This window comes from Xenorhabdus yunnanensis (assembly GCF_028598805.1).
Lineage (GTDB): Bacteria > Pseudomonadota > Gammaproteobacteria > Enterobacterales > Enterobacteriaceae > Xenorhabdus > Xenorhabdus yunnanensis.
On record NZ_JAQRFI010000013.1, the window covers coordinates 19105 to 35104 of the forward strand.

18 protein-coding genes are annotated in these 16000 nt (G+C 47.2%); 1 reads left to right on the forward strand and 17 read right to left on the reverse strand.

Going from position 1 to position 16000, the window contains the following annotated elements:
- Positions 1-31 precede the first annotated feature (31 nt).
- Positions 32-1261: a beta-ketoacyl-ACP synthase gene (locus PSI23_RS07485; protein ID WP_273554572.1), complete on the forward strand. Its 1230-nt coding sequence runs from the start codon at positions 32-34 to the stop codon at positions 1259-1261.
- Between the two features lie 99 nt (positions 1262-1360).
- Here the strand turns inward: PSI23_RS07485 and PSI23_RS07490 are convergent, their stop codons facing one another.
- The 17 genes from PSI23_RS07490 to PSI23_RS07570 all read right to left on the reverse strand — a co-directional run bounded on the left by PSI23_RS07490 (position 1361) and on the right by PSI23_RS07570 (position 15907).
- Complete coding sequence (locus tag PSI23_RS07490) at positions 1361-1705, reverse strand: type II toxin-antitoxin system HicB family antitoxin (protein WP_273554497.1); 345 nt, start codon at positions 1703-1705, stop codon at positions 1361-1363.
- 220 nt (positions 1706-1925) lie between these two features.
- On the reverse strand, positions 1926-3563 hold the full coding sequence (locus PSI23_RS07495; protein ID WP_273554498.1) for a hypothetical protein: 1638 nt from the start codon (positions 3561-3563) through the stop codon (positions 1926-1928).
- Positions 3563-4099, reverse strand: coding sequence for a baseplate complex protein (locus PSI23_RS07500; protein WP_273554499.1), 537 nt, complete (start codon positions 4097-4099; stop codon positions 3563-3565). The genes PSI23_RS07495 and PSI23_RS07500 overlap by 1 nt, the downstream gene beginning before the upstream one ends.
- Positions 4071-4796 (reverse strand): hypothetical protein, encoded by a 726-nt coding sequence (locus tag PSI23_RS07505; RefSeq protein WP_273554573.1) that lies wholly within the window; start codon positions 4794-4796, stop codon positions 4071-4073. Before PSI23_RS07505 ends, PSI23_RS07500 begins: the two co-directional genes overlap by 29 nt.
- Complete coding sequence (locus PSI23_RS07510) at positions 4780-5409, reverse strand: tail fiber assembly protein (RefSeq protein ID WP_273554500.1); 630 nt, start codon at positions 5407-5409, stop codon at positions 4780-4782. The genes PSI23_RS07505 and PSI23_RS07510 overlap by 17 nt, the downstream gene beginning before the upstream one ends.
- Positions 5409-7289 carry a phage tail-collar fiber domain-containing protein gene (locus PSI23_RS07515; protein ID WP_273554501.1) on the reverse strand — a complete coding sequence of 627 codons (1881 nt, stop codon included), beginning with the start codon at positions 7287-7289 and terminating at the stop codon, positions 5409-5411. The genes PSI23_RS07510 and PSI23_RS07515 overlap by 1 nt, the downstream gene beginning before the upstream one ends.
- 9 nt (positions 7290-7298) lie before the next feature.
- The gene (locus PSI23_RS07520) at positions 7299-7955 is read right to left on the reverse strand and encodes a phage tail protein (protein ID WP_273554502.1); all 657 of its coding nucleotides are present in this window, start codon (positions 7953-7955) and stop codon (positions 7299-7301) included.
- Positions 7948-9132 carry a baseplate J/gp47 family protein gene (locus PSI23_RS07525; protein WP_273554503.1) on the reverse strand — a complete coding sequence of 395 codons (1185 nt, stop codon included), beginning with the start codon at positions 9130-9132 and terminating at the stop codon, positions 7948-7950. The genes PSI23_RS07520 and PSI23_RS07525 overlap by 8 nt, the downstream gene beginning before the upstream one ends.
- Complete coding sequence (locus PSI23_RS07530) at positions 9122-9457, reverse strand: DUF2590 family protein (protein ID WP_273554504.1); 336 nt, start codon at positions 9455-9457, stop codon at positions 9122-9124. The genes PSI23_RS07525 and PSI23_RS07530 overlap by 11 nt, the downstream gene beginning before the upstream one ends.
- Positions 9450-11555: a phage tail tape measure protein gene (locus PSI23_RS07535; RefSeq protein ID WP_273554505.1), complete on the reverse strand. Its 2106-nt coding sequence runs from the start codon at positions 11553-11555 to the stop codon at positions 9450-9452. The genes PSI23_RS07530 and PSI23_RS07535 overlap by 8 nt, the downstream gene beginning before the upstream one ends.
- Positions 11552-11692 (reverse strand): DUF6890 family protein, encoded by a 141-nt coding sequence (locus PSI23_RS07540; RefSeq protein ID WP_273554506.1) that lies wholly within the window; start codon positions 11690-11692, stop codon positions 11552-11554. Before PSI23_RS07540 ends, PSI23_RS07535 begins: the two co-directional genes overlap by 4 nt.
- A gap of 50 nt (positions 11693-11742) precedes the next feature.
- A complete protein-coding gene (locus PSI23_RS07545) occupies positions 11743-12012 on the reverse strand; it encodes a putative phage tail assembly chaperone (protein ID WP_273554507.1) in 270 nt (89 codons plus the stop codon).
- Positions 12013-12185: 173 nt separating this feature from the next.
- Positions 12186-12641: a DUF2597 family protein gene (locus PSI23_RS07550; RefSeq protein ID WP_273554508.1), complete on the reverse strand. Its 456-nt coding sequence runs from the start codon at positions 12639-12641 to the stop codon at positions 12186-12188.
- The gene (locus PSI23_RS07555) at positions 12642-13757 is read right to left on the reverse strand and encodes a DUF2586 domain-containing protein (protein ID WP_273554574.1); all 1116 of its coding nucleotides are present in this window, start codon (positions 13755-13757) and stop codon (positions 12642-12644) included. It lies immediately after the preceding gene.
- 91 nt (positions 13758-13848) lie between these two features.
- A complete protein-coding gene (locus tag PSI23_RS07560) occupies positions 13849-14448 on the reverse strand; it encodes a phage tail protein (RefSeq protein ID WP_273554509.1) in 600 nt (199 codons plus the stop codon).
- 247 nt (positions 14449-14695) lie between these two features.
- A complete protein-coding gene (locus PSI23_RS07565) occupies positions 14696-15166 on the reverse strand; it encodes a VapA/VapB family virulence-associated protein (protein WP_273554510.1) in 471 nt (156 codons plus the stop codon).
- Positions 15167-15433: 267 nt separating this feature from the next.
- Positions 15434-15907: a VapA/VapB family virulence-associated protein gene (locus tag PSI23_RS07570; RefSeq protein WP_273554511.1), complete on the reverse strand. Its 474-nt coding sequence runs from the start codon at positions 15905-15907 to the stop codon at positions 15434-15436.
- Positions 15908-16000 lie beyond the last annotated feature (93 nt).

Here is a 16000-nt window from a genome sequence, read left to right on the forward strand (position 1 = left end):
TGCGATATTCCAGAAGGAATTCCACAATGAAATACCACGTAGGGTAGTTATCACCGGAATGGGTGGCATTACTGCATTGGGACACGATTGGCAATCTGTTTCCGCTGGGTTGAAAGCGGGTATCAACACTGTCCAACAGATGCCGGCATGGGCAGAATATGACGGACTCAATACCCACCTCGGAGCACCCATTACAGATTTCATTTTACCCGAGCACTATACCCGCAAACGCATTCGCTCAATGGGACGTGTTTCCCTGATGTCAACGCGTGCCACAGAGCTAGCCTTAGAAATGGCGGGTTTGCTTGGCGACCCGATACTGACCAATGGAGAAACAGGCATTGCCTATGGTTCCTCTACGGGCAGTACCAAGCCAGTCAGTGAATTTGCCACCATGCTGACTGAAAAGCATACCAATAACATCACTGGCACAACTTATGTGCAAATGATGCCCCATACCACCGCCGTCAACACCGGCTTGTTCTTTGGTCTGCGTGGCAGGGTTATTCCAACCTCAAGTGCCTGTACATCTGGCAGTCAGGCAATCGGGTACGCGTGGGAAGCTATCCGCCATGGCTATCAAACCATAATGGTCGCAGGTGGAGCCGAAGAATTGTGTCCATCCGAAGCGGCAGTATTTGATACGCTGTTCGCCACCAGCCAGAAAAATGAAGCACCGAAAACCACACCTTCCCCGTTTGATGTTAATCGCGATGGGCTGGTCATTGGTGAAGGTGCAGGTACATTGATCCTTGAAGAATTGGAACACGCCAAAGCACGTGGTGCCAAGATTTATGGTGAAATCATCGGGTTTGCCACTAACTGTGATGCTTCCCATATTACCCAGCCAAAATCCGAAACTATGCAGATCTGCATTGAAATGGCACTGAAATCAGCGGGCTTACAGCCAGCCGATATCGGTTACCTCAGCGCTCACGGTACTGCAACCGATCGTGGAGATGTCGCAGAGAGCCAAGCTACGGCTAATATTTTCGGCAACCAAACACCTATATCTTCACTGAAAAGCTATTTCGGTCATACATTGGGGGCTTGTGGTGCACTTGAAGCATGGTTAAGTCTGGAAATGATGAATGAAGGCTGGTTTGCCCCTACCCTCAATCTGCAAGAGGTTGACCCCGCTTGTGGGGAGCTGGATTACATTATGCACCAGCCTCGTGCAATCCAGACCGAGTTTATTCAAAGCAATAACTTTGCCTTTGGTGGCATCAATACCTCGATTGTGATCCAACGTTGGGCTTAATTGGGAATTAAGGGACAGACAAAGCGCTGGTTTGACCCAGCGCTTTGTTATTAAACAGAGATCATCACATGGTAGCCTGACATCATTGTTATATTGCTATCAAGAATGTTTTTCAACCACCAAATCAACACCTTCATTTAAAAGCTCATTAAGAGATTGACCACTTGCCTGAGCGGTTATCGCTAATGCATGATGTCGTTCTGGCGTCAGTCGTGCCGCAATTTTGCCACTGTACGTCTTATAAGGTGCTATACCGTCTTTCTTACATTCATCAAGAAAAATAGCCAAAGACCGGGCGCCTTCATTCTTTAACTCATCAACACTATATGCGTAGAAATCAGCTCCTCCATTTAAGCCAACAAATTCACCGCGAAACATCTCAATTTCAGGGTCGAAAGAAATAACAGCCATATGACCGTCGATTTTTAATGTATTATTCATCATGGTCTTTCTTAAGCTATCCAACCAGATCCGAAGATAGGGCGGGCAAACACGTCTGACAGCGTTCTTTGATGTCGTTTTTTCATAAAGGCAAATAGTATCACATTTTGATATCACGACAATCAGAATGATACCCTATACCATTAGGCAATTATAACGAATACAGCCCACAACCTAATGCAAAGTGTATCAATGTATTATGTGCAATTATTATACAACCATATTAACCAATCACAGGCGAATACTTCTGTTTCAGCCCATCGGATTGATACGCCGTGTTCCTTATCGCGCTGGCGTTCTCCGGTGTACCTGTGTTGTGATGGGTATGGGCGGCGGTCAGTTCCGCCAGTTCCCTGACCACATCCAGCGTGTCTAACATCAGGGTCATGACATTAATTTGCTGGCTGCCCACCCAGACCACAGGGGCGACGATTTCCTGTTTGACTCCGGCGATGCTCTGCTTAAGCAGGCCAATTTTCTCTATCAGCTTTTGGCCGACGTCAATATTGGCCTCTTTCCCCACACTGGCAACAAAATTTGATGAAGTCGCCACGCTGTAGTCACCCTCGGCGATTTGCTGGACAGCGCCCGCCAATAGCGCAGACGTTCCCAAGACCGTGATTTTATCCGTCGCCTGTACCGTGGTTTCCCGTGCCACCACCGTGCGCGTTTCCGTATCTGCCTTGATTTCGCGGTGCATGGACGATTCGTTAATGGTCTGGTCAGTCTGGCGTATCCAGCTCCCCTCCTGCGTCACGCGCTGCGAGACTTCCGCCCGCTGCTGCTGCAACTGTTCACCGGGCTTGATATCCGGCAGGGTGTTGCCCTGACTTAAGGTCTGGCGGATAAAGGGCTTATCGGGTCGCCCGCCCTCAAACGCGATTTCAACCACGGTGCCAATGGGCGGGTACTGGAACATGCCCGATTCACTGCCCGCCATCGGCAGAGGCAGCGGCACGGCGCGATAAACCGGGGCGGCTGCGTCTTTGCCGTTATCATCCAGCAATTGCACATCCACCGCATAGCGCGGGCGGAACGGGTCAGAAATATCGCCACTGACCGTGTTTTCCGTATGGGCTTCAATCCGGGCCAGTTTAGGCAGATGCAGCCCGGCGGATAATTCAGGGTAGGCCGCATCAATCTGGCGCTGGGCGGGGGTTTTATTCGCCGTCTGGCCTTTCGGCTGCCATGTGATACTCATGTTTTCATTCAACAGGTTGACCTTGGTCAGCCGCTGCTGATTGACCACCACGCCGGGACGCAGGGATTGGATCATCGGAATCGTCATCGCATTGCCCGCAGATTGGCTTTGGCTGAATTCAGTGGGGATGGCGACGGGCTTTCCGGCAAACAGCGAATGCACCCAACTGCCGACATACACCGAACCATCCGGCAACTGGTGCCAGATATAGTCCTCAATGGCAAAAAGCTGCCCCAGACTCCCCAATAACTGGTAGCCCGTGCCGTTATGGGTATAGTGCGGGATGGGTTTATCAGTATAAGGGGCATCCGGTAGCGTGAACGTCAGGCCGCTGTGTTCCTGCAACCAGTTCACTATCTGGCGTAACGTCGGGTGCTGAAACGAACACGGCCACGGGCGATCAAAGACGCCAACCAGCTCACGCACAAACAGGCGCTGATAGCCGTTCTGGGCGGGCTGTGAGCGTTCCACATAACCCGTAAACCAGCGCAGCACCAAATCGGTATAGCCCACATCGAGGCGCACCAGTTTCCCGGTGTAATCGGTGGTCGTCTCTGCCGTGATAAAGCCCCGGCCGCAAGATGACAGTTCCAGCATGATATTGGCATCCACCAAATGGATCTCATCACCGGAAAGATGAAGTCGGTTAATCGGTGTCATTATTTGGCAGGCCCTATCCAATCATTAATCGGCTTCAATACATTACGCTCAAACCAGCTTAATTCCTCCGGCGTTTCCTTGGCTGTGCCACCGCCCTGCGCTGTCTGTTTTTTGGCCTGAACATTGCCAGCAACGCGGGCATCCCGTTTTTCAGATACCGATAAATGCTCCCTTAAGGTAAAGGTGACCTGCCATGCCTGCTTACCGTCTACCTTGCTGGCATCAATCGTGCCCGTAAATGTTCCGATGCGAAAATTGATGGCCTGTGCGGTCAGGTTGGCGACGCGGTAGCGTTTCAGGTTGCCATTGTCTTTCGCTTCCGCCAATGCAAACAGGCGGGACAGCGTCTTTTGTTCGGTAAAGGGAATAATGCCCGTGATACGCAATTCTTTTGGCTTAATGCCCTGCTCGGCTACTGCGGTACTGGATGACTGGCCGCTTTGGTCTTGATCCTGAAACATCATGGACGGGGTCACGGTCAGGCTTTTTAACGGGATGGCCTCGCCATCAAGGGCGAGGGTGATAATTTGGCTCATGTAGCATCCTTTCTAATGGGCGGATATCATCCCCGACAAACAGGATCGCCAGCGTGTAAACCGCGTCCGGTTCGGGAATGTTCTTGCGTAATTTTTCCGCCACATGTGCGCCGTTCCCTTTCCCAGAGAACGCCCAGACAGTGGCAGATTTTCCCGCCAACCCACTCATGGCATCGGTGATTTGCTGCAACGCAGATTGTCGGGCAGAGGTAAACGCGGTTAACTGGGATTTTAACCCGGCAATACTGCTGCCCGCGCTGGCCTGTGCTTTGGCTTTGGCGATCAGTTGCGCATTGACCGCCAGACGGCTGGTTGCGGTTGATAAGGGTTGCGGCGGAGGTAGCCCGCCGCCCAGCTTGCCCGGCAGTTGCATTTTGGTAATGACCAGACTGTCCGCTGTTTTTGCCATGCGTTTGACCTGTGCAAACGCAGGCAGTGGCAACACCGATGAAAATTGCGTGAGGTGTTGCATAAATTCAGCATGGGTTTTGGCACAGACCATCAGTATCAGGCTGTTGATATCGCCTGCACCCGTAAGTTTAGTCGCCAGTGTGTCAATGGCATTGGTCGGGCTTAAATAGCTGCCACTGTCAGTCTGCTGCCCGATACCGTAAATAAACGGATGAACGGGCACAATGGCGGCGGATATCCCCGATAAATCCGGGGACAGTTGTAATATCTTACGCTGCCACATCAGGACGTTCCGGCCAGATAATGTGAGTGACATCGGACACGTCAAGGCGGATCAAGGTCACCAAATATTTTTTCCATGCCACCAGCGCGTGTTCTTCGGTTTCTGTCGCCAGCCCTGTATCAATAGCATACTGTAGTGGAGTGATGATTTTCTCTGCCTGCTCGCGCAATTCTTCTCGTTGTTTTTCGGCCTGTTGCCTATCATGGCGCTGTTTTGCCATCGTATCTGTCACCCACTTTTTACCCTCCCATTTATCAAACGGGGTATTGGGTTCAAGCAAGGTCAGGTCAATGGCGAGTTCCCCGATTTTCTGCACCCGCTGTGGTGCTTGGGTTTTGATATGGTAGGCCTTTTTGCCACGATAATCGGGCACCTGTAGCCAGCAGGTTTCATCCGGTGAACGGATCACCGCGATATCTTCCGCATCAGGTAATTCCGGTTCATCCAAATAGGCATCTGAAACGATGGAAAAACCGACGGGTACACTATCATACGATTTGCCCAAAAACTCACGGGTCTGGGCATGACAATGATAAACCTCTACCCAGCCCGCGTCAATTGCCAGCCCATTATCATCAAATTCCGCCATCGGAATATTTGTTGTGTATTTTGCCATTAGAATATCCTTGTAATATAAATCACTGCCTTGTTAATGGGTCGGTTTTCGTTTGCTGTTGGGACAACGCGTGACGCATCAAAGGTGAATGTGATTGAACCACCGCCGCTTCCCGAAGAACGGCCGCCATCTTTAAACGTTGACGCAAACGCACCATTACCATACCCCCCCCTTTCTATTGTGGGTGAACCAAAACCACCCGTAATATTTCGTATCGCATCACCTTGTTCAGTACCCAGTTTACGCCCCGGATCGAGTCCTCGGCTGATCCCCCCCATGGTGTCTAATCCGCGTTTAAATAATCCTCTGTCATCAGGTAATCGTCCACTGGGAAATACTTTTAATAAATCAGGGTATCGAGATTTGTTAAACTCCCGCCCATTATTTTCCACAAATCCGTAAGGTATTGCAGCTTCAGATTGCCATTCAATCGTTGCGCCAATGGGTACACCAATAATGGATTGTTCACTACGACCACCATTGTTATTCAAGAATTGGGTATGCAAAACTGCGTCAACATCGATCCAGATTTGCCCAACATCGTCTTGTTGATTGCCAATACAGATCCCTTTTGCCCACCCGTATTCCTGACCGCATGAGAATGGCCCAACGTAACTTCTATCAGGGAATTGGGACAAATCTTGAGTTTGTGGAAATGCGTTCACATCTGTTGCATTCAGTGTGATATCACCCGTTAATGGCTTATTGTTTATTTTCCGGGTAGTCGGAACCGCATTTTCTGCTTTTTCTACTGTTTTTGACAAACCCAGTTGCCGAACAAACTCAGATTTATTGGGAATATCCGCGCCGTTTTGTGCTTTGGACAAACGCCCATTGGCATTATCACTAACCACATTCAATGCCGTATTAGTAGCATAGTCGCCCTTTGGTTGTTTCTCGGCTAAGCCATTTTGTACGTCCTGCCGTGTGGCATAATCGCCTTTCGGTTGCTTCTCATTTAATCCGCTGGATAATGCTGATTTCGTCGCATAGTCCTGCTTAACCTTGTTCAATTCTTTTTGCAGGTCAGCAATATCACGATCGCTCAATGTGCCTCTCTTGCGTAAATCAGTAACGTTGCCATTTCCATCAATCTGCGCAATGGCAAACACATAATGCGGGTAGCCTGCCGCATCCAGATAATTTCGCAGATCATTTGCCGTCGCAATTTTAACGGCTGTTTTCCACTGACTGACCAAATTCCCCTGATAGCTAAAATCCGCATACACACGGGTATTGCGCAGGCTGTTTAAGGTCTGGTCAAATTCCAGTACCCCGCGCAAGCCGCCCACATAAGCCAGCCCTTTTTTCACAACATACTGTTCGCCCTGACGCACCACAGCAAAGCTATCCCCAAAAAAAGCGGCTTCCCCGTAACTGTCGGTATTGATCAAACGCTGCATTTCATCCATACCTATCAAACGGGCGGTAAAATCAATCTGCCATGTTTCTGCCGTGGTGGTGATAGCCGTTTCTTTTGCTGCACCGTCAAATTCCAGCAGGAAAGAGCGGGTCAGGACATTGCCCTGCAAGCCGCCTTCGGTCTTGATTTTCTTTTGAATGGGCGCATGGGTGATCATGCCAGTCACACCGGAGGCCTTATTTATCAGGCCAATCCAGTTAAAATCAAAGTTACCCACTTCTGTACCCAATGTGACGCTGTAAGCCACGGCATGCTCACTGGCGAGTCCGGTTTTGTTGACCGCCTGACGGTGAACGATTTGGTTTTGAGCGGGTTGTTTTTCACTGCGGCCGAACTCTTTCGACGGATCAAGGTTCGGTACATTGGCAAAAACAAACTCATCCAGCACCACGGGCTTACCTGCGGCAACCTGTTGCGCCTTCCACTTTTCAAAGTCTGTCGTTATTACTGAAGACATACTATTTCCTTATAATGACGCACCGTAAGTTACGTTCGGTGCGGTGCTTTCCTTGAGGCTGGCACTGTCACAGACGGCAACGCCTGCGATATGCCCCACTTTTAATAATAATAGTTGGGTCGGAATGGCAGCGGCATAAGCGCAATAATCCGCACCGATACTGCCTACCCGCATCAGCAACTGATTTTTGGCGATCACTTCAAACCGATAACGGCGGCAGGTGCGGCCATACTGACGGATGATATTCATCAACAAATCGGGGTTTGCCGCTATCTGGCCGTCACTGAGGCGCAGGATAATCACATCCCAGTCAATGTCTGGCTGGCGCTCCAGCAATTCCACATAGCCCACACCCAGCCGTTCAAAGATGGCAATAAATCCGGCGATGCTGCCTGCATCTTTGGCGTTGATAAACGCGTACTTCACCCGCTTGCGGAACAACGGCAGCGGTTCGCCATTAAAGCGCTGGATATCCCGCTGATAGGCCAATACCGATAACAGCGGCTCGGTACAGGTTTCCGCATCCAGTTGGGCCAGCGGCCATGTCAGCCAGTCGTAAACCTGTGCCCAGAATGTCCGCGCTGCACTGAGCAGTTTGGCGGGTTCGCCCTTATCCATCCATGAGGGCAGAGCCAGCCGCTTAAGGCGTTCCGTAAACTCAGCCATTCTTCACCTCCACGGAGAGCGTTTTCAGTCTCGGCACACTTAAGTCACTGAGAATATCCCCCAGTGAAAAAGTCAGGGATTCAATCGCACTGAATTCACGGTGGATTTCCCGCCCTAAGTTGGAAAAGGAAAAGCGCGAGTAGGGCCATGTTTTTTTCACCGGATACTGGCTGTTTTCCCGGAACGCACAGCGGATCAGGTTCTCCACATCCCGTTTCAGGGTGGCTATCTGCTCCTGACGGTAGTTCGCCAGACTGACCACAAACAGCGTGACTGATAAATCATGCTGGGTTTCCGGCATCGGCAGGCACTGCATATCATCGCCATGCCCGTGATGGCCCTGATTAGTGATGTAATCGTTGACCGCCTCAATAAACGGCTGGCTAATCACCCCCGAATCCAGCAACAGATACGCATTGGCCGTGCCTGCCCCACGGGGCGCATCATGCAGAAAGAAGATGCGGTCAATGCTTAAGCCCGCCACCGCCGCAATCATGCCGCGGTAAACCGCATCGGTATGATAGTTACCGACCAGGTTATATTGGTTGCGGCAACGGTCACGCAAATCATCATCGGATTCCGCATCCGCACCGGGCGTTAACAGCCAGCCTTCTTCATTCTGCACCCGCGCAATACCGGATACCGCCACGGGCAGAAGTCGAAAGTAGCCGGGGGCAAGGTTAAATGCGCCGCCTGCGGCTTCTGCTCTCACAGGCAGTAAGGCACTGGACACACCCTCAGCCATCACCGCGCTTTCCGTGGTGCTGACGCGGTAGATTTCACCGTTAATACGTTCAGTCTGGATCACCGTTCCGGCTGGCACGGTCACGGCGGAGGCGCCCGCTGCCTTATAGAAGCGAATAACACCCTGCGCGGCAGAGGCGGGCTTGCGTTTCAGGTTCACGCCCCAGGCAAACATATCCAGCCATGAACCTGATGCGGTCGCCAGATACATATTCTTTAGTGTCACGTTGATTAATGCTTCTTTCAGCCACAACACGGGTCGCGTGACAATGGTGTTAATCAGCCGCCAGAACGGGGACATCTGCGAAGTGTTGGTTATAAGTCCTGACTCATCCACAACTTTGGCAAAAGCGGCGCTGATCTCGGTTTCCGTGGTCGGCATCCCACTGTCACGCAGCACCTTTTCATAATCAATCGTCGGTTTAGTTTCCATTGCCTACGCTCACATTAATACGACCAAAATCGTAGGTTTCAGCCGTGATCCATAATTTAGTCCGCGCTTCTTCATTGATGCTGACCGTCCCTGGAATAATCCGTTCATCATTTTCAACCAATATCACTATCTGGGTATGAATGTCGGCCCGTAATGTCGGACTGCGTTCGGCAATTAAATTCATTGCTAATCCACTTTCAATAATTGCGTGAACACAATCTTGTCCAATAGAGATACGGTTATTACAGAATTGCGGTTCATTTCCTGAATTGAGCGTGAAGTCACGCTCACTAATTAATAAATCAATATATTTAGGCTTATCCATAAGCCACGTGCTCCCATTCCATTAATTGATCCGGCGTTATGCCATTGGAAATATTCAGCGTTACGCTTTCAATACGGCGGCTGTTATCCGTGAGGGTCTGTGAATTTGTTGTGACGTCTTTCATCAGTCCCTGCCTGCCGATCCCCTGCATTTTCCCGCCCGTTAATACGCCTTCACTTTCAGGCGGGGTGATGGCTTTAACCGATTGCATCATGACTTGGGATTGTCCCTGCAAAATTCCCTTCGGCTGGGTCATCAATTTCTGGGTATTTTCCGCCATGCTGACATTGGGCACGGGGGCGTTTGTTGCGGGTTCAACTACCATTTTCTGGATCGCCATCGTTTCGATGTTGACACCCGGAATCTGATTTAACGTCTCGACAATGCCGTTATAAACGCCAGCGAAGGATTCTTTCAGCCAATCCCATAATCCACTGAAAAAATTACTGACACTGTCCACCATGTTGGAAAAGGTATCCGCCAGTGAAAAGTTGCTGAACCAGTGACACAGGTTGTCCCACGCTTCACCAATCCACGCAAAGACTGCACCAAAGATCTCGCCAACCCATTTCACACAGGCCGCGATAACCTTAAAGGCTGTGGTATCCATAATGGCGGCTTTGATGGTATCCCAATGCTTAATCAGCAGGTAAATGCCCACGGCCAGCAACGCGATAGCAGCAATAATCAGCAAGACAGGCCAGGTCATAAAGCTGAATGAAATACCCGCTAAAATTGCCGCCATACGGATAACCAGCAATGTGCTGCGTAATATTCTCAGTGCAGCATTAAATGCAATGATAGCCGTTCTATACAACCATATTGCTGCTGTTCCCAATTTCATGATCAAGGTAAAACCTATCCAAATCCCCCTCAGAGCAATCAGGATAAATTTGGATATCCCCATCACAATATTGGCCATTGCTCCCACGACAGCAAAGTTCATAATCCCAAGCGTGATATAACCAATCCAGCGCGCAATATTGGGAAACAGTTCCATCCAACGTACTAATATTTGGCTGGTATCGGCGAGTCGGTTGACCAAGGGTTTGATAACAGGCAATAATGCTGAACCCACCAGAATCTGAAGGTTCTCCCAAATGGCCTGTAATCGTTCCCACGGATCTGCCATTTGTGCGGCCATTTTACGGGTACGCTCCATCCCATCATTCGCACCCAGCGCCGTGATGTTCTCTCTTAACGAATCAACATTGTTGAAGAGTGCCTTAACCACCACAGCAGAACCACCAAATGCAGCTTCGATCTCCGCTTGCGCCTTAAGGTTACCGTCAATGCTCTTGCCATATTTGGCCTGTAATTTTTCCAGCATTTCCGGCATGGAAAGCATTTGACCGGATGTATTAACGAAACTCAATCCCAGACTTTTCGCTCCTTTGGGCGCGACCGATAGGAAGTTTTCATAAGCACGGCTAGAATCCGTTCCCAATGAATTCTGCAATTCCCCCAATACCGCCAGTTGTTCATCAATCCCCACACCGAAGTTCGTTCCTGCTTTGCGGGAATTTTTCAACAGTTGCGTAATTTCCGGCATACTGGTGCCGAAAGTTTGCGCCATAAAAACGGCCTTACCTGATAGCTCCTCAGCAAACTGGATATTTCCTACAGACTGAGCGTGATCGGAAAACAGATCAAACATTGTCCCCATATAGCCAGCCGCATCCGACGCACTGGCTTTCAGAGCGACAGCAGTAGTGTTGGCAATCTTGGTCATCTGAGGTAATTCTGTTTGCTCCAGCCCTTGTACTGCTTTGTTAATTTCCGCCGCTGATTTCACAAATTCGATGGCGGACTTGCCATACTGTGAGCTGAAGGTCATTGAGTCTTTGGCAATTTTTGCCATGACTCCACTATCAATTCCCTGTAATGAAGCTGATTTCAGGGCTTCATCCATTTGAATGGCTGGCTCAAGGAAGCCATGAGTTGACCAGAACGAATCAGCGATTGTTTGCCCACCCGCTGAAATTTTGCCAAATGCCTTTTGTGACTGTTCAGCAAGTTGACTAAGTTCCGTTTTTACACTGGCAATAGGTCGTGTAATTTCACTGATTAGTCTGTGTATAAAACCTGGATGACTCATGGCTCACCTTTTAATGCCAATGCAATTCCATTTGCAGTGGCAATGCGTGTATATTCCCAGTATCGATTATCCAACCAAATTGCACGGGCTAAATTTTCCGTTTCATCATTTTCATTTGGTAAATAATGACGACGCAAAGTTAAGGCTTGTTCAAATAAGCTATTGTCAATAGCCTTAACCCGTGCATTTAGTTTTTTATTTCAATTTCCAGCTTTGGTGCATATTCAGAGTTAATTTTCTCAACCAATTGCATTGCCGCACCCGGAATCTGCAATAATTCATCAAGAGCAGATTTAGATGTGGGTTGAACGATACGACGTAAATAAGTGACAATTGGTACAATTTTATTGTCCATTGTCATATCATTAATCATATTGTTATAAGCAACAATATTTGGCTCGAATTTAATTTCATCACCCGCAACAATTAAACTGACAATTTTATTTTCTTTACTCATGATTTAATTCCTTTATTTAACTTAATCCATTTATTAGATTGTCTTAGATTATATTGCTTTAGATAAACATCATCCCTGATGTCATAAGTCGCCCCAGTGCATGTATATAATAATATTCATACAACTAATGACTTCTTATGTTCTTCCGTGCCCACAAGATTTAGCTAATCAGTTTAGCCAATCAGATTGCGGGTTAACTCTGCTTCCAGATATGGAATACCATTGATACGTACAAAATCCGGGGAAGTGACCACAAATTTAACCTTGTGTGTCATCACGCTTCCACCTTTCGGATCAACATCCAGAATATCGCTGAGGATCAGTTTGCAGCCATAAGCCTCGACTTTCATTTCTTCATTGCCTGCTTTGGCGTACCACATCAAATCAACAGGCTGAATGCCTCGCCATGAACCCGACGCACGTGCTTTGGCAGTGACAATATCCAGATATTTGGTGCTGAGTTCAATTTCGCCCTCTGCCGCAACATCACCGGAAATATAACCGTCCGGTACGCCCTGTGTTTGGGCCGCAGCAGTATTGTCAGTAATGGACAGATTGACCTTTTCAGCATGAACCAGATCTCCATCCATATTAAAATCGACCGATTGGCCGGAAATACGCTGGCTCATTTAGTTTCCTCCTAAATCCAGCAGTAAACTCGCCGTGATCCCTTTCGGGCATTCATAGGTGCGAATGGTGATATAAATTTCTACCGTGTTTTTATTGCGCCATGTAATAGCAATGTCACCATCTTCAGGCGATTTCACTTCACCGGGGAATGTCACACCGTTAATTTCGGTACTGCGGGACATTTCACGCAAAGTACGGGCAAAGTAAGCCTGATGCGTTGCAATGCTGCCCGGCGTACTGTTCAGACTGCGATTAGCGATTTTAGCGATAGCCTGCAAGCGTACACGGCGCGCAACTTTATCTACAACACGCAAATTTTCGATGCTCTGGTAATCCCCGCCTTCCACATCCAATGTGCGGCCATCTGACCAATACATGCCGTCATAATCGGGATACCACATAGGAACACTGAAACGCAGTTTTTCCAATGCCTGTAGTGTTGCCAAATCAATTGACTTTCCTTCACCATCAAGCGGAAAATCCGTCGAACCCAAATCCATTAACGGCCCTGTCTGGACTCGTGCCGGGCTGTCTGCCACGGTTACGGCACGGTTACACAAACGACCCGCCAATACCCCCGCTTCGTTGCCCCACAGAGACGGTGCTAGTTGCACCGAAGCAACCGCTTCGCCCTTTTGCAATTCAGCCAGACGAGAGACATAATCCGCCCAAGTTTCTTTCTGCTGTGTACCATTAACAGCGAGAATAGCCCACTGCCAACGACCAAATTTGGCAATGATATTTGCCCGCAAGGTTTGTGCTGCTTTGATAACGGATTTCGTTGCACCGTTCGTCAGCACATAACCTTCAACACTGGCAATATGCTGTGCTGCTGTCACCGCCTCGACAAAAGCCAGTTCATCTGCCGATTCTGGCAAGACGTGGACATAGCCAGACCAGTTTTGCCCTGCGTTTGCCATCGCCGCCAGTACGTTGCGCTTCAGAGTGGTATCCGCTGCACCCAATACGGAATCAAAATCCGTCTGGGTATTCACGGAGAAAGTTTTACCTACGTTGGTTTTTCCCGTACCAACAAAGAGCAATACCCGCTCAATTTCCTTTGTTTCGCCCTGTAATTGGTTAATTTGGTTAACCTGAACATGTGGCCACATAATTTATTCCTTTATTTATGTTTTCAGTCGCTCAAGGTTGCAAGATGCGTTTTGCCATTCCTTGAGCCATTCTGCTTTGACTGCCCATTGATCATTATTGGATCTGTTCAACGGCTGTGCCTGATTCATCCATGTAATGCACAATACTGTTTTCAGCAAACCAGATTTCAGGGGGAGCCAACAGCCAGCGCTTACCATCAAAGGGGACAATACCATTTTTATCCTCACGCATAATTACGGGTTCTGACAGTGATAACGACACCACAACGACAGCGGTTTCTTTATTCGCTTTGACCGTCATGGTTGGACGTTCCTGTCCCTGATTAGCACTCCCTAATTCATCGTTTTGCTCTGTCAGCCACGCATCTATTAGCAGCGGAATATATCGGGGATCTTGCTCCCTGTAAGGGAAGTTTTCCCATGAAATCACCGCTTCATACTTTTGGATAAACATCTGGTATTGCCCCAGACCTAAATCCCGTTGAGCCTGAATAAAGCGGATTTTCCCCATATCACTAGTAAATTCCGTTTTACCAATAGACTCTGCTGGCAAATTTTCCCGTAAAAATGTCGTTAATTGCTGTAATTTGCTCATATCATGCATACCGCTGTCAGTTTCAATCCTTTCATTATTACAGGTAAAAATCCGCTTTAACTCATAACGGGTAGCAATCCCTTGCCGAAGCGTTTTCACGCCTAATCGTGGATTAGACTGAGATAATTAATCTCTTCCGTTCGAATCAAGCGCATTATTGCGGATCTAATAAAACTCTGCGAATGGTTTAATTCTGATGAATTCGGATATTGCTCGATAACCGAATTCATCAGAATTAAAATATTTCGTCTCACCTTATTTTGTTTAAATAGAAATAAAAACCACCTCTCAAAGAGGTGGTTTAAGGATAGAAATAAAATGAGATTTTTTCATTGTAAGACCATTTTCATCTCCAATAACCAGAACCACCACTTACGCCAAGTGTCGTTCCTGCTCCTAACCCTTCAAAATGTCCCAACAATTTTCTATTTTTTATACTCCAAATTTGCATAGTTCCAGCAAAAGCTGTGGTAATTGTAGTAAAGTCAAGCCCCTCCGCATATACTTTATCAATATCATCTGTATAAAAATTACCGAAATATACTCCAAGACCCAGTGATGTCGCTCCACCAGATGTCCCGGAAAATTCCTTATGATCGTCAATTTCTAAAAAATGCTTATGGTAAAAGATAAAACTGGTTATAGTTAATTTGGCTTTAAGGCTTATGGCTCTTTTTTCCAATATTTTTTTTCGTGCATCATCAATGACTTCTTGATCTAATTTTCCGGTTAATAATTCAGATAAAGATTCTATAACTTCTAATCTTTGCTCAACAGATAAAAAACGTTTTGATTCATCATTTGAGCTATTATTCATAATATTCCCCTGGTCTAAATACTATAACCACATAATATTAATTTAACACTTGAATATTATTTATAATTATCTATTACCAGAGAATAATTACGCATCTTTATTCCAGATAGTAATAAATAATTTTAATTATTACGGGTAAAAGCTACAGATAATAAAGCCATCTCTATTCGTAAACGGGTGGCAATCCTTTGCCAAAGCGTTTTCACACCTAGTTGTGGATTAAACAGAGATATTTTACTCCTTCCGTTCAACACCCATGTATTAAATCTATTCCCAATAACCACCACCTGATATTGTGGAAGATATCGTTCCTAATCCGGTTCCGTTAAACTGTGCCACTTTCGCTAAAGATGAATTTATAAAAGCTATAGACACAGTTATAGGTGTTGTAATTGCAACAAAGGCTTTTGCTTCCTGATAAATTAAATTAATATCATCCAAACCAAAATAAAACTCACCGGAAAATTCTCCTAGCCCCGGAGATCCTAATCCTCCTGCATGCCCGTAAAAAGTTTTCGCACCATCAACATATAGATTACATGTAAAGTAAAGAAAGTAACTTTTTAAGGCCAAACGAGCCTTATATATTTTTATATTGGATTCAGATAAATTTATGATCGAATCATCTGTCGTTTTGTGCTTTAACTTATCTGCTGTTGCTTCAGATAAAGACTCGATAATTTTCAGCCCTTTTTCAACAAGCAGAGAAGATTCTGATTCAGTAGATAATGGTTTTTTCATAATATCCCCCGATTTTATAAAACGAGAAAAATTAATTTAATACTTAAACATTATTTCTAATTATCCATTACCAGAGAATAATTACACATCTTT